The organism is Candidatus Accumulibacter phosphatis (assembly GCF_012939955.1).
GTDB lineage: Bacteria > Pseudomonadota > Gammaproteobacteria > Burkholderiales > Rhodocyclaceae > Accumulibacter > Accumulibacter delftensis.
The window spans coordinates 37,859-58,093 of record NZ_SPMY01000001.1 but is presented as its reverse complement, the minus strand read 5'-3'; the positions used below and the strand labels follow the sequence as shown (position 1 = coordinate 58,093).

Genomic DNA, 20,235 nt, shown 5'->3' with positions numbered 1-20,235 from the left:
AACGAGAGAAGCAGACATGTCCGTCGCCCAGACCGTCCAGAGTTTTGTCGGCATCGCCAACGAAAACGAGTTCTACGGCCACCACTATCTGGCCGAAGTCTTCAAGGGCGACATCCGCGCCCTGATCGAAAGCTGGCAGGCCGCCGAAGAAGCCGCTTCCCAGGCAATTGCCGCTGGCGAAGCCGCCGAGGAAAGCCGTGCCGAGAGCCGGGCAGCGCACAAACGCCTCGCAGGTCTCGGCGGGAAGTGGTTTGCCGCTCTCGCCAACCCTACCCGCCTGCGCGACGATGCCGATCGTCTCCTGGCACACCAGGAGCTCCACACCCCCTTGCTGGAAGCCTTGGGTTACAAGATCAAGCCTCGGCAAGTCGAGCTGCAAGGCGGCATGCCGGTGCCCATCTGGGCTGCCTTTGGCGAAGCGCAGCAGTCGCCACAATTGCTGATCGTGCCCGCCTACCAACCCGGTCGCGAAGACGAAGACCCGCTCGATCATCGCCTGACAGTTGCGCACTACGGCGGGCAGGAAATTCCGCCGGCCTTCAGCAAACTCTCCTGGCTGGAAATCCTCAGCGAAGCGCTGTTCGGCAGCGACCAGCCGCCGCGCTACATCATTCTGGTCGGCTACAGGGAATGGCTGCTGCTTGACCGCTACAAGTGGCCCAACAATCGCCTGCTGCGCTTTGACTGGACGGAAATCCTCGACCGCAGGCACAGCTATACCCTGCAAGCGGCTGCGGCCCTGCTGCACCACGACAGCCTGGCGCCCGAGCAGGGCGCCAGCCTGCTCGACGGCCTTGATGAAAACGCCCACAAGCACGCCTTCGGCGTCAGCGAAGACCTCAAGTACGCGCTGCGCGAAGCGATCGAGGCGCTTGGCAATGAAGCGGTCCAGCAACTGCGCGAAAAGGCGCAAGCCAGCAAGCAAGGTTTCTACACCGGCAAGGACGCCGTCGATGCCGGCGACCTGAGCCTCGAATGCCTGCGCCTGGTCTATCGCCTGCTCTTCATGTTCTACATCGAAGCGCGTCCCGATCTGGGCTATGTGCCGATCCGCAACAGCAAAATCTACGCCAAGAGCTACAGCCTGGAGTCGCTGCGCGATCTGGAACTGACCCAGCTCAACACCGCTGCCGCCCGCGACGGCTTCTTTTTCGACGCCACGCTGCGCCGGCTGTTCTCGCTGATCGGCCAGGGCTGTGGCGCAGCCGCGCAGCAGAGCGTCCTCGCCGGCAGCGTCAAGGAAGCCTTCGCGCTGGCCCCTCTCGACAGCAAGCTGTTTGATCCCGAGGCGACGCCGCTGCTCAACCAGGTGCGGTTCCCCAACCATGTCTGGCAGCGCGTCATCCGCTTGATGTCGCTCTCGAAGGGCAAGCGCAACGGCCACAAGAGCGGCCGGGTCAGCTATCAGCTGCTGTCGATCAACCAGCTCGGCGCCGTCTATGAAGCGCTGCTTTCCTATCGCGGATTTTTTGCGTCGGAGGATCTCTACGAGGTTCAGCCGGAAGCGAAGAAAGCTGCCAAAGCCAGCAGCGATGACGACGACGAGGGAGAGGGAGAGGGCGAACAGGATAGCGGCGGCGGTACCACCGATCTCATGGACAGCGCCTGGTTCGTGCCGGCCAGCCGCATCGACCAGTACAAGCCCGGCGAGCGCGTCCACGACACCGACGAGCAAGGCCGCAAGAAGCTGCGCGTCTATCCCCGCGCTACCTTCATCTACCGCCTGGCCGGGCGCGACCGACAGAAGAGCGCCAGCTACTACACGCCGCAGGTGCTCACCCGCTGTCTGGTCAAATACGCGCTCAAAGAATTGCTGAAAGACAAGACCGCCGACGACATCCTTGAACTCAACGTCGTCGAGCCGGCAATGGGCAGCGCGGCGTTCCTGAACGAAGCCGTCAATCAGTTGGCCGAAGCGTATCTGGAGCGCAAGCAGACGGAGCTCAAGCGCCGCATCCCGCACGAGCAATACACCTTCGAGTTGCAAAAGACGCGCATGTACATTGCCGATCGCAATGTCTATGGCGTCGACCTGAACCCCATCGCCACCGAGCTGGCTGAAGTCAGTCTCTGGCTCAATGCCATCTACGGCGAGCCGGCAGAGCCGGGTCAGCCGCCCAGGGCAGCCCGTGTCCCGTGGTTTGGCTACCAGCTCTTTTCCGGCAACAGCCTGATCGGTGCAAGGCGCGAGGTGTTTCCGGCTGCGGTTTTGAAGAAGGGCAGCAAGCCCGCCTGGTACGCCAGCAGTCCGCGCCGGCTCGATCCGCAGGCGCCAACCCGCAGTTCCGACGAGGTCTACCACTTCCTGCTGCCCGATACCGGCATGGCCAGCTACACCGACAAGGTCGCGAAAAAGCTCTACCCGCCAGACTTCGATCGCCTCAAAGCCTGGCGAACGGCGATGAACAAGCCGCTCGAAATGTACGAAATCCAGCGCCTCCTGCAACTCTCCGACGCCATCGACCAGTTGTGGGCGCAACACGTCAAGCTGGTTGGCGAAGACCGTGCGCGTACCGAAGATCCCCTGGCGCTCTGGCCCGCCAGCGCCACTTCGGAATCCGTCACCTCACGCGCGCAAAAGGAAGCCATACGCACCAAAGGCCTGCTGAACCAGGACGACGACTACGCCACGCCGTACCGCCGCCTCAAGCTGGTGATGGATTACTGGTGCGCGCTGTGGTTTTGGCCCATCACGCAAAGTGCCGATCTGCCGAGCCGCGAACAGTGGTGGCTGGAAATCGGCGCCATCCTCGAAGGCAACATCGTCGACCTGTCTCCGCAAATACCAATGGACTTCAGCGCCGCGCCGGCGGCGCAGCCATTCCTGCCGGACGTTCAGGGAACGCTTTTCGGTGCCGTGCAGCCGATGCTGGCCACCGTGCCGGCGCAGCCCAAACTGCATGACAAATTTGGCCAACTGCGCATCAGCAAACTGCGATCACATTTTTCCCGCGTGGCGACCGTCGAGGCCGTTGCCCGGCAAAGGCGATTCATGCATTGGGAGCTGACCTTTGCCGATGTCTTTGCCAAACGCGGTGGCTTCGATCTGGTCGTCGGAAATCCGCCCTGGCTCAAGGTGGAATGGAACGAAGCGGGTATCCTCGGCGAAGCTAATCCCTTGGTGGCGATTCGCAAGTTGAATGCTACTGAACTGGCGCGCCAGCGCAGCGCCGCCTTCGAGCAGTTTCGTGGCCTGCAAGCCGAGTGGACCTCGGAACTTGAAGAGGCGGAAGCGACACAGAACTACCTCAATGCACAGCAGAACTATCCGCTACTCAAAGGAATGAAAGCCAATCTCTACAAATGCTTCATGCCGGTTGGCTGGATGCTGGCAGGGCAGAGTGGCGTGGTGGGATACTTACACCCAGAAAGTCCCTATGACAATCCTGAAGGCCGAGCATTGCGCGAGGCGGTGTATACGCGTTTGCGGGCGCATTTTCAGTTTGTTAACGAGTTAGTACTGTTTGGTGAGGTTCATCACCGTACTAAATACAGCATCAACCTATATGGCACATCACTTGAGGGGCCAAATTTCGATCAACTTGCCAATCTGTACGCACCATCCACCGTAGACGCCTGTTATGCGCATGATGGAATTTGTGCAGTGGGAGGCTTCAAAGACGACCAGGGAAGATGGAACACTGCCGGCCACGCTGACCGGATCGTCCGCGTCAGTGACGAACAATTGGCGGTTTTCGCCCAGCTTTACGACGAACCCGGCACGCCCCCGCGCAACGCGCGCCTTCCCGAGTTACACGCAGGGAAACTCTACAGCGTGCTGGCAAAGCTTTCTTCCTACCCACGCCGCTTAGCAGATCTCGGTGATCGGTGTTTTACGACACAACATTGGAACGAAAAACTCCGGCAGGATGATGGCACGATCGTTCGCAATGCTGATCGGAGTGCGCCATTTTCCACCACACCGGAAGAGTGGGTCTTGTCTGGCCCGCATTTCTTTCTCGCCAACCCCTTCAACAAAACACCGCGTGCAGTGTGCAACCTCAACAGTGACTATGACCCTCTCGATTTGGAAAGACTGCCCGATAACTATCTGCCACGTAGTAACTACCGCCCAATGGAGGATAAGGCCGAATACGCTCGCCGCACGCCACGAGTGACCTGGAACGATTGTGAGCTGCTGACCTTGCAATGGAATCAACTCACTGCCGAAGAACAAATCGAACATCACAATCAAGAAGGGTGTGCGGTATCACTGCGACGCTGGCGACAGAAATTGGCCACTGATTACTATCGGTTGGCGTTCCGCGGAATGCTTCCTGTAACGGGAGAGCGAACGCTTACTGGTGCGCTGATACCTCGTCGAACAGGTCACATAAACGGCGTTCAGTCCAGCGCTTTTAAGCAGACAACGGATTTGTTGAGCGCTGGAGTGCTAACGTCGTCAATCGTGGCCGATTTCTTCATCAAGTCGACGGGGCGAAGCAACCTCCACGGCACATGGACCACACTGCCGTGGATATCCGCATGTGACTCACTCACAGTGCGTTACCTCGCCCTCAATTGCCTCACCACGCACTACGCCCCGCTCTGGGCTGAAGTCTTCACCCCCGACTTCACCAACCAAGGCTGGAGCCAGCCCGACAACCCGCGCCTGCCGCAGGATTTCTTCGCCAAGCTCACGCCTGAATGGCAACGCCACTGCGCGCTGCGCAGCGACTACGCCCGCCGTATGGCACTGGTCGAAATCGACGTACTCGTCGCCCAGGCCCTCGGCCTCACCCTTGACGAACTGCTACTCATCTACCGCGTCCAGTTCCCGGTCATGCAGGGCTACGAGCGCGACACCTGGTACGACCTGGCCGGCCGCGTCGTGTTCACCAACAGCAAGGGTCTGCTCGGCGTCGGCCTGCCGCGTAAGGGCAGTCGCAGCACCGCCGACGTCACCGTCGCCACCCCCGACGGCCGCAGCAAGACCGGCAAGTGCGGCTGGGACGACCTGCGTCAGAGGCAGGAAGCCGGCAGCTTGCCCGCTGGCAGCACCGTCACCACCACCGTCATCGACGACACCCAGCCCGGTGGCCCGCAAACCCGCACCCGCAGCTACACCGCCCCCTTCGCCCTCGCCAGCCGCGAAGCCGACTACCGCATCGCCTGGGACTTTTTTGCTGCGTCAGGAGATTCGCCATGACCGAGATGGCCACCCAGGATTACGTCGAGTTCCTGGCCCAGATCAAGGCCCGGATTCGCCAGCGCCAGCTGCAGGCGTTGCGTGCCGTCAACCATGAGCTGGTCGGCCTGTATTGGGATCTGGGCGAATCCATTCATCGGAAACAGCTGGAGCAGGGTTGGGGCAAGTCGGTGGTGCGGAATCTCGCCCGTGACTTGCAGGCCGAGTTCCCCGGTCGTAACGGTTTCTCGGCGCAGAATCTGTGGTTCATGCTGCAGCTTTTCCGCGAATACAGCGCGCAGCCAAAACTCCAATCACTGATTAGAGAAATCAGCTGGGTCAATAACCTGGTCATCCTCAGCCGTTGCAAGGACGATCTGGCGCGCGAGTTCTACCTGCGCGCCACGGCCCGGTTCGGCTGGACCAAAGCCGTGTTACAGCACCAGATCGACAACCGAAGTTACGAGAAATACCTGCTCAACCAGACCAATTTCGACCACTCCCTGCCGGCCGAGCTGCGCGCCCAGGCCGCATTGGCGGTCAAGGACCATTACACCTTTGATTTCCTCGAGCTGGCGGAGGAACACAGCGAACGCCAACTGGAACAGGCGCTGGTGCAGAACCTGCGCAACTTTCTCGCCGAGCTGGGCGGCGCATTCACCTTCGTCGGTAATCAGCACCGGCTGGAAGTGGGCGGGCAGGAATACTTCATCGACCTGCTGCTGTTCCACCGCCGTCTGCGCTGCCTGGTGGCCATCGAGCTGAAAATCGGCGACTTCAAGCCCGAGCACAAGGGCAAGATCGAGTTCTATCTGGAGGCGCTGGACACGCAGGAGCGCATGCCCGGCGAGAACGCTCCCATCGGCATCATCATCTGCCGTAGCAAGAACAAGACCATCGTCGAATACGCACTGCGCAACGCGGTGCGTCCCCTCGGCGTGGCGACCTATGCCGTGGTGCCGCAATTGCCCGACGACTACAAGGCCGACCTGCCGAGCCCGGAACTGATCGCCGAGCGCATGCGCTTGTGGGATCGCGATGAAGGCGAGGAGTCGGACGCGGACCCGGCGCCGCCTGGAGAGGGTCAGTGACGCGCAAGCAGCGGCAGGCCAAGGGTCGGCACTTGCGGGACGGCGCTCGGTATCGATGCGTCTCGACTGGGCGGAGTGACGCGCATGAATAGCGCGGTTGAGTTCATCGAAGTGGATTTGGACGCCGATGAAAAGAAGCTCATCCTGGAGCTGGCCGGTTTCTGGGTGATGGATGAAACGACACAGGCGGACCTCAAGAACGGTCGGAAGAAATGGGTCAGATTGAGACTACATGTGGTTTCCGAGCTCATCGGTGAGTTGTCCTACCACTGCAACCGCTGCCGGAATGCCCGTAAAGCAGAGCGGCTGGATGAACTGATCTGCCATCTTGAAATTGCCCTTTCCGCTGGCGGGAGATAGTCACCCCCATGTTGCCTTCACTGCTCGCCCGCGAGATTCAGAATGGTTTGAAGCACTTCCTGACCACAGGTTTCGAGCCTTCCGACCCACTGTTCGCCGGCGTCATGCAGCGCTTTACCGAGGACGAAGCCCGCTGGATGAAGGGGCCTTACATCCAGATGGGGCTGCCGTTCCGGACCGGGACTGAGGGCAGGACATTTTTCGGGGATTTTGAGACGGCGTTCCCCGGTCACGTCCATCAGGACGCAGCGTGGCAACGCCTGACCAGCAACCGAGCGGCGGCCAGCACGCTGGTGGCTACCGGTACGGGCAGCGGCAAGACCGAATGCTTCCTGTACCCCTTGCTCGACCATTGCGCCCGCGCCAATCGCCAGGGGGACGAGGCCGACACCTCGGGCGTCAAGGCTCTGGTGATCTACCCGATGAACGCCCTGGCGGCCGACCAGGCCCGGCGCTTTGCGCAGGTCATCGCCGAGACAACGGCCTTCAAGGGGCTGCGCGTCGGCTTGTTCGTGGGTGGGCGCTCCGGAAAGGATGGCCGGGGGCTGATGGCCATGACCGCGAGCAGCGTGATCACCGACCGCGAGACGCTGCGCAAGGAACCGCCCGATATCCTGCTGACCAACTACAAGATGCTCGACTACCTGCTGATCCGCCCCAAGGATCGACTGCTCTGGACGAAGAATACCGCCGAAACCCTGCGCTATGTGGTGGTCGACGAGCTGCACACTTTCGACGGTGCGCAGGGAACCGACCTGGCCTTGCTCTTGCGCCGCCTGCGGGCGCGTCTTCAGACGCCGGACGGTCACCTGATTTGCGCGGGCACGTCGGCCACCCTGGGTGGCAACGCCGATACAGCGCCCTTGCGGGAGTACGCCCGGCAAATTTTTGGGGTGGGTTTCCCGCCCGAGTCGGTGGTCACCGAAAACCGCCTGGACGAGATCGAGTTTCTGGGGGACGGCGTGATCGAGCATGTGCTCCATCCACGACCCGACTTCGATGTGCTTCTCGATGCGGATCGCTATCCGTCGCCGGCGGCGGCGGTCGAGGCCTGGTTTCGGCTGTTTTTTCCCGGCGTGGCGCCGCCGGGCGACGTCAATGACCGCGACTGGCGCAGCGCCTTGGGAGAAATGCTCAAGAAGCACTTGCTGTTCATCAACCTGCTGAAGCTGATCAGGGGCCGGATCGTCTCGCTGGTTGAGTTGCAGGAGCAGATGCAGGGCCCCTTGCCGGAGGTGGCGCGGCCGCACATCGGCAAGGTGCTCGATGCCTTGCTGGTGCTCGTCGCCTGGGCCCGCGATGCGAACGGCCAGCCGCTGGTCACTCTGCGCGTGCAGTTGTGGATGCGCGAGTTGCGGCGCATGGTCACGCAGCTTCGCAGTGACCCGGAGGGGATTGAGTTGCGGGCCGAGAGCGACGTCAAGCGCGAGCCCGGCAAGCTCTATCTGCCGCTGCTGCAATGCGCGGATTGCCACACCACCGGCTGGTTGAGCCGTTTGCCCAGCGGTCAGTCGAGGCTGTCGACCGATCTCGACGAGATCTACAACACCTGGTTCTCCGGGCAGCCGGAAGCCTTGCGCCTGTATTCCCCGGCGGGCCTGAGCCGGCCGCTGTGCGACGGGATAGCCCAGCGGGTGTGTACCCAGTGTGGCCATCTGCAGAGTGGACCCGGCGAATGCGCTGCCTGCGGGCACGGCGACCTGGTGGCGGTTTTCCGGGTGACGGCAAGCCGCACGACGACCACGAAAGCGGGCATCACGCATCCCTGGCACGATCCCACCTGCCCGGCCTGTGGCAGCAAGTTCAGACAACTCCTGCTCGGTGCGCGCAACGCGACCCTCGGTGCAGTGACGATCGAGCAGACCTGGGCCAGCCCGTTCAATGACGACAAGAAGCTGATTGCGTTTTCCGACTCGGTGCAGGATGCAGCGCATCGTGCCGGTTTCTTTACCGCACGCACCTATCTCAATACCGTGCGGACTGGCCTGGCGCAGGTCATCGACCAGGTCGCGACGCCGCAGTGTTCCTGGAACAGCTTTCTCGAGAAGGCGGCCAGCCTGTGGCAGGAGGAAGACTCGCCGCTGGCGATGCCTGTGGAGCGCTTTGTTGCGGAGTTCATCGGGCCAAACATGATGTGGCAGCGGGATTGGGCCGTATCGATGCAGACGCACGACAGCTTGCCACAAGCCAGCCACTTGCCGGAACGGGTCAGGAAACGCCTGCGCTGGCAGGCCTTTGCCGAATTCACCTACCTCAGTCGGCGCGGACGCAATCTGGACGCGATCGGCAAGGCAACGCTGGCTCCCCGGCTGGCAGACATCGAGCGGGCAGCCGATGCGCTGTTGCCGGTTCTGCAGGAAAGTTTCGGCATTCGCCATGCCGTCCGACGGACCGTCGTGCACTGGCTGTGGGGCTTTGTCTGCCATTTGCGACAGCGTGGCGCGGTGGCCATGTCGGAGTTGATGGCCTATGCCCGTGACGGCAATATTTTCGCCTTTACTCGCACGCAGGGACGCGGCGAGTGGCTGCCGGGCATGGGGGAGCGCACCCCGCACCCGGTTTTCCTGTCGCTGGGGCGGGAACGCGGTTTTGACCACCTGGTGAATCCGCAGGCGGCGACCTTCTTTCAGACCTGGCTATTGGCAACCCTGGGCGCGCAAGGATTGCTGCCCGCCAAGGCGGAGGAGGCCATCTACACGCGGGCGATCGAGGCCCTTGTTCAGGAAGGCGTGCTGTTGCGCATCGACGCGCAGGCCTTCGCTGTGGTCGCCTTGAACCCGGCGGCATTGCTCATCGAAACCCGGCTTGAACGACTCGTGTCAGCGCAGGGAAAGCGTGCCCTGACCGTTCCTGCCGATTCGGCGGAAGCCTTGCTGGGCATGCCCTGCCTGGATGCCTCGCAGGAAACCTATGCCGAGCGCGTCGATGCTGGCGGCTGGCTGGCCAGACGCTTCAGCCGCGGCGACCTGCGGCGGGTGTTTTCTGCGGAACATACCGGTTTGCTGCAAAGGGATCAGCGCGAGGCTCTGGAGCTTCGCTTCAAGGCCAGGGATCCGCAGCCCTGGTACGAAAACCTGTTGTCGGCAACGCCTACACTCGAGATGGGGGTCGACATAGGCGATCTGTCGTCGGTATTGCTCTGTGCAGTGCCGCCGAACCAGGCCAGCTACCTGCAGCGCATCGGACGGGCCGGGCGACGCGACGGCAATGCGTTTACGGCCACCCTGGCCGACGGCGCGAGTCCGCACGACCTGTACTTCTTTGAAGACACAGACGAGATGTTGCAGGGTGAGGTGGTACCGCCGGGGATCTTCCTGAAGGCTGCCGAAGTGCTGCGCCGGCAGATGTTCGCGTTCTGCCTCGATGACTGGGTCGGATCGGGCATTCCCGATACGGCACTGCCAGACAAGACCCAGGATGCGCTCAATGCGCGCGACAGCCTGGATCAGACACGTTTCCCTTACACTTTTCTCGAGTACATCCTGGTTCACGAAGAGCGCTTGCTGGGCGGCTTCATGGCGCTGTTGGGTGAAGACCTCGATGATCGGGTCGCGGCTCGCTTGCGGGGCTTCATGCAGGGTAACGAGGAAGACGATGCCCTCCGCCTTCGCCTGAGCAAGCTTCTCGAGGAACTGGCCAGGGAACGCAAGACGCATCGCGATCGCGGGGTGTCGATCAGGAAGCAGATCAAGGGACTGAAGACACGTCCGCAGGATGAGGCCACCCGGGACGAGATCGACCATCTCGAACGCGAGCGGCAGAAAGCTTTGGAGTTGGTCAAGGAGATCAACCAGCGTGACCTGCTGAACACGCTGACCGATGCGGGGATGATCCCGAATTACGCTTTCCCGGAAGCAGGGGTCGAGCTGAAGTCCCTGCTTTGGCGGAAAAAGGGCAGCGATGATCCGGAGAATTCCACGACCTACATTTCTTTGCCTGCCGAGCGCTATGAACGACCGGCGCAATCGGCACTCTCCGAGTTTGCGCCGGAAAACGTGTTCTACGCCAACCAGCGACGCGTCGAGATCGACCAGATAAATGTCAGTCTGTCTTCGCTAGAACGGTGGCGGATGTGCCCGACCTGCCAGCATATGGAGAATCTCGAGATCCATGCCGACAGCCATGCCTCGTGTCCGCGTTGCGGTGATCCGATGTGGGCCAATGTTTCCCAGCAACAGCAGCTGCTTCGTTTCAAACAGGCGATTGCCAACAGCAACGATACAGACGTGCGGATTGACGATAGCGCAGAAGACCGCGAGCCGAAGTTCTATGTGCGTCAGATGCTGGCCGATTTCGAGATCAGGGACATCAGGGAAGCGTACCGGCTGGCGGCGCCGGATATGCCTTTTGGTTTCGAATTCATCGAGCGGGTGGTTTTCAGGGATGTGAATTTTGGCGAACCCACCAAGCCGGGTGAGTCCTACGCCGTGGCCGGGCAACAGAAGCCGCGCCCGGGATTCAAGCTCTGCAAGCATTGCGGGCAGATCCAGAGGGCGCCGCGCAATGCCCGCGAACGCGAGCTGGTTCAGTTCCACGCCTTTGACTGCGAGAAGCGCGGTAGCGCCGACCCGGAAAACATCATCGACTGCCTCTACCTGTACCGCGAGTTTTCGTCGGAAGCCTTGCGGATTCTCGTGCCCTACACCCGGTCTGGCGTCGATGAGGCTTCTGTTCAGTCCTTCATGGCAGCGCTGCGGATTGGTCTCAAGAAGCGATTTGGCGGCAAGGTCGATCATCTGCGGATGGTGACGCAAGAGGAGAAAGGTCAGGACGGTGCTGCGAATCGGCAGTATGTGATGCTTTACGACTCGGTGCCCGGCGGCACGGGCTACTTGCATGAATTGCTCGCCAATGAAGCGCAAACGCTGCTTAAGTTGTTTTGCCTGGCACTGACTCAGCTGGGCGCGTGTTCCTGCAACGCGGATCCCGAAAAGGATGGCTGCTATCGCTGCGTCTATCAGTACCGCCTGGGGCGCGCGATGGCGCTGGTGTCGCGTGATCGGGCGAGAGCCATACTGGAGCAGTTGGTGGACAGGCTGGGGCAGTTGGAGCGTGTTGCCTCGGTTGCCGACATTTACATCAATCCCAACTTCGATTCGGAGCTTGAGGCACGCTTCATCGAGAGCCTGCGCCGCCTGAGTGGCGTCGGTGGGCTGCCGTTTGTGAAGCTGGTGCAGGATATTGTTCAGGGCAAATCCGGCTATCTGCTCGAGGTCGGTGAGCAGCGCTATTGGGTAGAGCCGCAGGTTGATCTGGGTCCCAGCGACGGGATCAAGGTGGCATGTCGACCAGACTTTGTGCTGTGGCCGACGCAGAGCAAATCGCCAAGGCGTCCCATCGCCATCTTTTGTGACGGCTGGGCCCACCATCAGAACTCGACCCGAGAGGATGCCCACAAGCGCAGTGCCCTGGTGGCGAGCGGCAAATTCTGGGTCTGGTCGCTGACCTGGGAGGATGTCCAGGCGGCGATGGACGGGACGCTGGATTCGAACCTGGCTGACTGCCTGGAGTCGATGTGCTTCAATGAAAAACTCAAACTCCCCGCGCCGCTTCGTTCCATGCTGGACGACGAGCTCTGGATGCGGCACGCCGTGGCTGTCCTGCTGCAGTGGCTGGGCAAGCCGCCAGGAGGGGGAGGCGTGGCAGGAGGGGATCAACAGGCCGGAAAAGTGGCCCGTAATGCCGGCGCCACTGCCTTCCGCATGCTTCCACACCCGCAAAACGCCCCTCTCGAGGAGGCGCGAAACCAGCTGCTGAGCTTCTGGGAAGTGCTGGATAACGCGCATTGTGAGCATCCCGCCCAGAGTGTTCCCTGTGGCAATGTGAATGAAGCTTCCTTGAAACTGCGCTATTGGTGGCCACGCGAGTTAGCGAATTTGTCGGTTGCCATTCCTGTCAGCCCGGGGTTCGTCATCTTCAACGATGCGCATCTTCACGATGAACCCGAGCGGCATATGGTCTGGCGGCGATGGCTATGGTTGTTCAACATATTCCAGACTCTGCCGGGTGTCCTGCTGGCCACACAGGATGGGTTGGAGGCCGGTGATCATGCCGTGTTCGCTTTTGCCAAGGGGGCGTCGCCCGCATCAAGCGCGCAGGGGGCAGCCCACGCGGCGGCCTGGGCGGCCGTCATGGAACAGGCCATGGGTTCCCTGGCCGAGGGCTTGCGGGTGTTGATGGATGCCGGCTTGCCACTCCCTGATGAAGTGGGCTACGAACTGGAACAAGCCGGTGATGTGGTCGCTGAAGCCGAACTGGCCTGGGTTGCGCGCAAGCTGGTGCTCTTGATGCCAGCCCAGGCGGATGGTGCAACCGTCTGGCAGGGCAATGGATGGAAGACATTGGTGGCCGATGGCCAGTGGGCTCAAGAGCTGGCTGATGCGCTCGGCAATCATGGCACGCAAGAAACAACACAGCAGGAGGTTCAGGTATGACTTTCAAACCAAAAGTGGCGTTGGCGCAGGATTTTCTGGCCAATCTGGCCACCCTGACAGCCGCCGTGCAGGGGAAGGTGTTGCGGTGGGCACTGCGTTTTCAGAGTGATCCCACCTCCAGTGGCATCAACTACGAGCCGATCCATGGTGCCCGTGACCGGAATCTGAAGTCTGTGCGTATCGACCGGGACTGGCGTGGCATTGTCTTCAAACCACCCGCCGGGGACGTTTACGTGCTGATGTACGTGGATCACCATGACGATGCCTACCGATGGGCGGAAGGACGACGTGTCGCGGTGAACCCGACGACCGGCGCGCTCCAGGTGTTTGCCGTCGAAAGCCTCGTGGAGCCGGCATTGGAACGGGCCCGTCAGGCCACGTCCAGACCGTCGGCGGCGCCGCAGGAGAACCAAGGGGAACAGCGGCAGACGGCCCTGTTCGCCGCCCTGTCGGATGCGGACTTGCTGAGCCTTGGCACTCCGGAGGATCTCCTGGGGCAAGTCAGATCCATCCACACCGAGTTGGAACTGGATGCCGTGCAAGGCCTGCTGCCGGTTGAGGCCTACGAGGGTTTGTTCTTGATTGCCGCCGGCGATACCGTATCCGATGTGCTGATCGCACGGGAAACCCGTGTCGACCGCACAATCGATACGGAAGACTTTGCAACGGCCATCGAGACGGCGGAATCGCAATCCCGCTTCGTGGTGGTCGCCGATGAGGAGACGATGGCCGCCATGCTGAACTCGCCGCTCTCGCAATGGCGGGTTTTCCTGCATCCGACCCAACGCAAGCTGGCGCAAGGGGATCGTGGCGGTCCGGTGCGGGTGCTGGGAGGCGCGGGGACCGGCAAGACGGTTCTGGCCATGCATCGGGCGAAATGGCTTGCCGAGAATCGGGCCACGACCGAGAAGAAGGTTTTCTTTACGACATTCACGCGCAATCTGGCAGCAGACATTGAGGAGAATCTGAAATCCTTCTGCAGCCCGAGTGTCATGCAGAAGATCGAGGTGAAAAATCTCGATGCCTGGGTGCATGGCTTTCTTCGTCGTTACAAGTACGATCATCAAATCATCTACAACCGCAAGAAAGGGGAAGCGGCGGAAGCATGGCAACGTGCGCTGACTCTCCAGGACACCGCCCTTGCCTTGCCACCCGACTTCTATGAGGATGAGCTTGAGCGGGTTGTGCTGGCGCAGGGAATCAACTCGCGCGATGACTATCGCCAGGCCAGGAGGACGGGAAGGGGTGTGGTACTGACTCGTGGCAAGCGCGATGCCATCTGGCCCGTCTTTGAAGAATACCGGGCTCAGCTGGCCAGTCGCAAGCTGAAGGAAGTCGATGACGCCTATCGCGATGCCGCGGCCCTGCTCAGGGACAAACCAGCAACGTACTCTGCGGTCATTGCTGATGAAACTCAAGATTTCGGGCCCCAAGCACTGCGGCTGCTGCGTGCGATGGTGCCGGAAGGGCCCAACGATCTTTTGTTTGTCGGCGATGGCCATCAGCGCATCTACCCGCGGAATCGCGCGTCGATGAGTTCGTCAGGCATCAATATCAGAGGCCGGTCGCGCAAGTTGTATCTCAACTATCGCACGACGGAGGAAATCCGTCGGCTGGCGGTTGCCACGCTGGAAGGTTGCGAGGTCGATGATCTCGATGAAGGTTCTGACGAGGTCAAGCGCTACAAGTCGCTTTCACACGGCCCGGTCCCCAGGACCCTTGCTTTCCAGCATCTGGAGGACTCGCTCTCCAGCTTGCTGCCGATCGTTCAGGCAGGCCTCGCCGAAGCACGTTCCGTTTGTGTGATTGTGCCCACCAGACAGGATGCAGCTGCCGTCCAGGCAGCCTTGAAGGCTGGAAAGATATCGACCACGATCCTGGGTCCGGACGAGCGTGACAACCCCGACTCCAGGTCGGTGCGCATCTCGACGATGCATCGCGCCAAAGGTCTTGAATTCGACGAGGTGGTCTTGTTGATCCCTCAGGATTGCCGCGGCCTGAAAGCGAGCGCGGACGACCTGCAGCGTCTTCAGTACGTGGCGATGACCAGAGCGAAGAGATTGGCGACGCTCGTCCGCTATTAGATGAAGGGCGATGTTGTTGTGGCCGACGGCACCCAGCTCCAATGTCGCTTGCATTCGACGCCCGCCACAGCTTGCCTGGGGAGTTCATGCAGAAGTGGCTCGCCTCTCAAGCGTATTTCAGGCTGGCCTGGGCTCACGATGTCGCCACGCTCACGGCGACAGATCTACCGCCCACTCGCGCATCTGCGCGACATCCAGCCCGGCTTGATCCAGCAGCGTGACCAGCTCTTCCTGCCGCGGTTGCCCGAACACCACCCGGTAGGCATCGAGCTGCCGCTTCAGGCGCTTGAAAGCTTCGACTTCTTGGGTGTACGGACGCCTGGGTACATGCCGCTGCACCTTCACCGGCCCTGGTGCGATCCAATTCGGGACCAGGTCATTTTCTCCCGTTGCGCGCGCTTTATCGTTGGCCAGCTGGAAGACCATTTCCCACAGTTCCTCGCCCGGCTTCCACGCGGCAAGCGCTTCCGTAGCGTGTGCAAGCTGTCGGCGCGCCCCCGGGTGTCGCGGCGGTGACGGCTGCCTGTCCGGAGAGCGCGGCAGTGTCGGTGATCTTGCCGATACTGGCGTTGCCGTCGGAGAGCAGGATGGCGCGCGCCAGCGCTGCCTGGCCGGCGTCGAGCAGGAGGCCGTCGGCGTCTGCCAGCCACCGTGCAGGTTGGTCGAACCGCTGCTATGGACTTGCGACAGGGCCAGGTGCAGCGCCTGACGGTCACCGACCGGGCGGGCCGGGACCAGGGTCTGCACGCAGTCGTCGAAGACTACAAGCGCTGCGCTGTCGGTGGCTTGCAGCTGATCGACGATGTGCCTGGCGCGGCGCACCGCTTCGGCCAGCGGCGGCCCGGACATCGAACCGGGACGTTCGATGACCAGGGCGAGATGATAGGGCCGGCTTGCCTTCGTCGCCGTCTGCTCGGGATCGGGCGCCTGGACGCGGATGAGGACCGGTAGCGTCTGGCCAACGCCGGCGATGACGGCCGGTTTGGGTGGTTGGATGCGGAGCGGGGGATATTTTTTTTTCATGGAGTTACCTGTTCGTCCGGCGCCATTGCCGGCAGATGACTGCCGGATAGCGACCGGCAAGCTCACAGGATGAGCCTTCGGCGCTGTGATCTCTCAGCTCGTGCGTTCGAGTAGTCTGGGGACTGATTTCTCGTGCGCGACGAGAATCAGTTTCATCGCGCTGTGGGTCGCTTGTGTGCCGACGAAGGGCCTGCTCAGAACTGATTTGTCGAGCACCTCGAGACCGATCTCAGGGAGAGGCTGACCGCCGGATCGGGCTGGCCTGTGAAGCGGTGGACCGGGTCGACGAGTAGTCGGTTTCGGTCTCGGCGTGGTCGAGCGTTTCGATGCCGTCAGGGGCGATAGGCGAGGCAGCGTCGATTTTCCGGCGACCTGCGGAGCAGGCAGGGCAGGATCTACGTGTGGCAGGAGCCAGAATGCTCACTCCGGTCACAGATCAAGCCGGCCTTGCCGTCAAGCCACGTGTGGATGCCCGCATCCATGGCGCTCCGTTCACGCCACAGCCGATTCAGCGCTCGGCACTTTCTGGCCGACGACGACGGCCGTTCCCTGGTAGGTGACTCTCGACACTCGCCATTGCGATCCGGCCTGGTCATAGTGGGCATTGCTCTTGCGAAGTCCCACAACGGCATTGGCCCCCATGGCAAGCCCCTGGCGCGCCAGATCCAACAACGCTTGTTTCTCCGCCAGGCGGTACTCCCAGTCGGATGCCGCCTCAGTTTGGGACAATGCCTCCACGTAGCCGATCGTTCTGACCGTCCGTTCGCCGGGAACGGTGTTCGTGGTGACCAGCAAGATCTCATTTCTGATGGCCTTGAGCTCCCGCTCCAGTTGATCGAGCTGGCGTTTCGTAACCGCCTTCGATCGCCGATTCCAGCGGAACACGGCGATGACGAATAGCAGCAGCGCCAACAGCGGCAAAGTACTGAAGATGGCGCTGGTTTGTGATGCAGCGGCGATAGTCATGGAGGCCTCCAATCAGTTGATTACCGCTCCAGATTCTCATGGGTCCGCAAGACTGCAAGCACCTTTCGGCATAACGCTCGTTACCCTCCCGAGCCTGCACGGATTGGCGATTTTCTTGCCGCTGAAAAGCGTCACCGCAGGGCGCATTTCCAAATCCTGACGCTTGCGGCGCCGATACAGTGGCGGCATGTCTATCCGTCTTTTCGATCTCCTGGGACGCTGGTTTCCACTGCTGCTTTGGGTCATCGCCGCCCATTTGGCCTTTGGCCGCGCCTATCTGCTCGCCTTGAACCTCACCGAAAGCCTTCCCGGCACGCTCTTTCTGGTCGAGAAAGACGTGATGCCAGCGCGCGGGGACCTGGTGGCCTTCCGGTGGGAGGCCAACTGGCCCTATCCGCGCGGGAGCCTGTTCCTCAAACGCTTGATCGGCTTGCCCGGCTCCGTCGTTACCGCGACAGGGCGAGATTTCCGGGTAGATGGCGAGTCGGTCGGTCGTGCCAAGGAGCGCGCCAGAACCGGCGAGCCCCTGGACACTGGCCCGGTCGGGATCATTCCCGACGGGCGCTACTACGTTGCCGGCTCGCATCCCGACAGCCTCGATTCACGCTATCGCCTGACCGGCTGGGTGAGTCGGCAGCAGATTGTCGGGAAAGCGCATCGGGTCTTTTGACGTGCGACGCACCGGGTCTTGGGGACTCCTCGCCGACTGCGCTGTACGCGAGGTTGCCAAACGCTCCAAGCGCCTGTGGATCGCCGTCCTTCATCAGGCGATCGAGGATGCCAAGGGCAACACACGATCGGCCGAAAAACCGGCCAGCAGCGTCGAAGACCCGCAGCGGGACGCCCTGATCTGGATTTTTCATGACCGCTCCAGGGCAGGCAATTCGTTTCGCGCGATCTGCGACCTTCTCGATATCGACGCCGATCAGGCACGCCAGCACCTTCGCCGTGTACCTGCGATTCGGCGCGGCTTGCGCCGAGCCCGGCTGGATATGGGCCAAGGGGAGGCCTGACCGATGCTCGGTTTTCTCAGGAAAGCGATGAGGCAGGATAGACAAGGCCAACAACCGGTCGCTGGCCTTCCGTCGACTCCTCCGTCGGAGCTGGCCATGGACGACGACGAGATTCCGCGCTACCCGCCGTTTATGAAGGGCCTGCCGACAACCCACCCGGACAAACTCATCGAGACGCAGCGGGAACTGATCGGCCAAATCCGCGAAGCCGGACTCGCGTCGCCGGAGATATTCGAGCAGTTCTATCGACAGTCGCTTTGCCGTTTTGCCTCCTATGCACATCTCCTGCCGGCCAGCCAGACCCATCATCACCGGGGTGCCGGCGGACTCCTGCGTCACGCAGCCGAAGTCGCCCTGTGGTCGCTCCAGTCCGGTGATCGCGTGCTGCTGCCCGGAGAGCAGGCGCCGCGACGTCGCCGCGAGCTCCAGCCGCGGTGGCATCTGGCGGTCTTCCTCGCGGCCCTCTGCCACGACGTCGGCAAGCCGGTCACCGACCTGGTGGTTACCAGTCGCGATGGCGCGCAGGTCTGGAACCCCTTCGTCGAAGACCTCTACAGCTGGGCCGGCCGCCATCAGGTCGATCGCTACTTCCTGCATTGGCGCGAGAATCGTGGCAAGAAGCACCAGGCCATTTCCGCCTTGATTGCCGAGCGCATCATCAGTCCGCAGGGGCTGGCCTGGATCGCCGCGGGCGATACCGAGCTGGTGCTGTGGATGATGGAAACGATCAACGGCTCGCCCAGCGCCGAGAACCCGATTCACGATCTCGTCATTCGCGCGGATCAGGCCAGCGTCGAGCGCGACCTGCGCAGTCTTGGCGTCGCCTTCACCGGCTACGAGATCGGCCTGCCGGTCGAACGCTTCCTTGTCGACATCATGCGCCGGCTGGTTCGTGAGGGAACCTGGGGAGTCAATCAACCGGGCTCGCGACTCTGGCATATCGATGGGCATCTCTACCTGATCTGGCCGGCCGCTGGCGAGGAAATTGCCGCCCTCATTCATCAGGAAAAGATTCCGGGCTTGCCGAGAACGCCGAACAGTCTTCTCGATATGCTCGTGGAACGGCAGTTGGCGAGTGTTCGCGAGGATCGTGCCGACGGCCATCGCTACTGGGTGATCGCTCCGGCGGTGCTGGCCGAGAAGATCTCGAACATCCGACTGACGGCGATCAGGCTTCGTGAGCCGGGGCTGCTCATCGAGCCCGCGTCGCCCTGCGTTCCGGGAAGGCTTATCGAGCAGGACGAACCCGCAACAGTGCCGGCTGACCTCCCGACCCCGAAGTCATCGCCCGCCACGGAACCAGGCGCTTCGTCTGGGCGCACTCCGATGCCAGAGCCTGCTGCCAACCCAGAGCCCAAGCCCAACCTGCCAGCGGCGGGCAGCGATCAGCTCGACGGTGCCGTCGGCGAAGCATTACGGGCCCTTGCACACGACCTTCAGGCGGGCAAGAAAGCTGCCGAGACCCTGGTCCACATCGACCCCACCGGCGTGTTGTGTCTGAAGTGGCCCGATGCGCTCACTGGCTGCGGTCTGGACAGCAAGGCGATCCTCGACGAGCTGTCGCACCGCAACTGGCTGGCGCTTGATCCTTTGGCACCGTTTCGCAAGGTGACCGAGATCAAGGTCGAGCACGGTCAGCCGTGGAAAGTGATTCGCCTCCAGCCCGCGGTCAAGCAGCTCATGGCCATCGGAAACCTACAGCCCAAACCCGCAATCGGAGCGCCTCCAGCTACCCAACCCGATCAGGAAGCCAGGCCGAGCCAGGGCAAGACCAAGAACCCCGGTGAAGACGAGCGGCTGAAGTTGATTCAGGGCATCGTCGCCACCTTGCGCGACGGCGTAAAAACTGGCGTCCTGACATCAGCGCGGGAGGGGAACTTCACCTGGATTCCCTCCCGCCAGGCCGAACCCCTGTTGGTCGAGCGACTCCAGCTGGCCAGGATGCAGATCCTGCGCCTTGGGAGCGTCGTCCCGGAAGTGTTTCTGTGTCAAACGCGGAATCGGGCGCATTGCTACCGAATTCCGGTCCCGCCCGCTGGCGATGGCAGCCAGAACCGGAGCGCGTAGCCGCGGCAACCATCATCGCGCCATGCCGAGGCGAAATGCGCCCCGTAAAGTCGCATTTCGAAATCCACA

General features: G+C 61.9%; 10 protein-coding genes. 8 read left to right on the top strand and 2 right to left on the bottom strand.

The window, feature by feature from the left end; all coding sequences use genetic code 11:
• The first annotated feature begins 16 nt into the window (after positions 1-16).
• The 5 genes from E4Q23_RS00215 to E4Q23_RS00195 all read left to right on the top strand — a co-directional run bounded on the left by E4Q23_RS00215 (position 17) and on the right by E4Q23_RS00195 (position 15,097).
• Positions 17-5,149, top strand: a complete 5,133-nt coding sequence (locus E4Q23_RS00215) for a class I SAM-dependent DNA methyltransferase (protein WP_169064775.1) — start codon at positions 17-19, stop codon at positions 5,147-5,149.
• Positions 5,146-6,219, top strand: coding sequence for a PDDEXK nuclease domain-containing protein (locus E4Q23_RS00210; protein WP_169064774.1), 1,074 nt, complete (start codon positions 5,146-5,148; stop codon positions 6,217-6,219). The genes E4Q23_RS00215 and E4Q23_RS00210 overlap by 4 nt, the downstream gene beginning before the upstream one ends.
• An 84-nt stretch (positions 6,220-6,303) precedes the next feature.
• Positions 6,304-6,579 (top strand): hypothetical protein, encoded by a 276-nt coding sequence (locus E4Q23_RS00205; RefSeq protein WP_169064773.1) that lies wholly within the window; start codon positions 6,304-6,306, stop codon positions 6,577-6,579.
• An 8-nt stretch (positions 6,580-6,587) separates the two neighbouring features.
• Positions 6,588-13,013, top strand: a complete 6,426-nt coding sequence (locus E4Q23_RS00200; RefSeq protein ID WP_169064772.1) for a DEAD/DEAH box helicase — start codon at positions 6,588-6,590, stop codon at positions 13,011-13,013.
• Complete coding sequence (locus E4Q23_RS00195) at positions 13,010-15,097, top strand: UvrD-helicase domain-containing protein (protein WP_169064771.1); 2,088 nt, start codon at positions 13,010-13,012, stop codon at positions 15,095-15,097. Before E4Q23_RS00200 ends, E4Q23_RS00195 begins: the two co-directional genes overlap by 4 nt.
• A gap of 150 nt (positions 15,098-15,247) precedes the next feature.
• Here E4Q23_RS00195 and E4Q23_RS23210 read toward each other — a convergent pair whose 3' ends face one another.
• Both E4Q23_RS23210 and E4Q23_RS00185 read right to left on the bottom strand, forming a co-directional pair.
• Positions 15,248-16,120: a hypothetical protein gene (locus E4Q23_RS23210; RefSeq protein WP_211203557.1), complete on the bottom strand. Its 873-nt coding sequence runs from the start codon at positions 16,118-16,120 to the stop codon at positions 15,248-15,250.
• Positions 16,121-16,612: 492 nt separating this feature from the next.
• Positions 16,613-17,086 (bottom strand): heavy metal-binding domain-containing protein, encoded by a 474-nt coding sequence (locus tag E4Q23_RS00185; RefSeq protein WP_169064770.1) that lies wholly within the window; start codon positions 17,084-17,086, stop codon positions 16,613-16,615.
• Positions 17,087-17,273: 187 nt separating this feature from the next.
• Here E4Q23_RS00185 and E4Q23_RS00180 point away from each other — a divergent pair, with 187 nt between their 5' ends.
• The 3 genes from E4Q23_RS00180 (at position 17,274) to mobH (ending at position 20,166) form a co-directional block, all read left to right on the top strand.
• On the top strand, positions 17,274-17,756 hold the full coding sequence (locus tag E4Q23_RS00180) for a S26 family signal peptidase (protein ID WP_169064769.1): 483 nt from the start codon (positions 17,274-17,276) through the stop codon (positions 17,754-17,756).
• 1 nt (position 17,757) lies between these two features.
• Complete coding sequence (locus E4Q23_RS00175) at positions 17,758-18,099, top strand: hypothetical protein (RefSeq protein ID WP_169064768.1); 342 nt, start codon at positions 17,758-17,760, stop codon at positions 18,097-18,099.
• A 96-nt stretch (positions 18,100-18,195) separates the two neighbouring features.
• On the top strand, positions 18,196-20,166 hold the full coding sequence (gene mobH, locus E4Q23_RS00170; RefSeq protein ID WP_169064767.1) for a MobH family relaxase: 1,971 nt from the start codon (positions 18,196-18,198) through the stop codon (positions 20,164-20,166).
• The last annotated feature ends 69 nt before the right edge of the window (positions 20,167-20,235 follow it).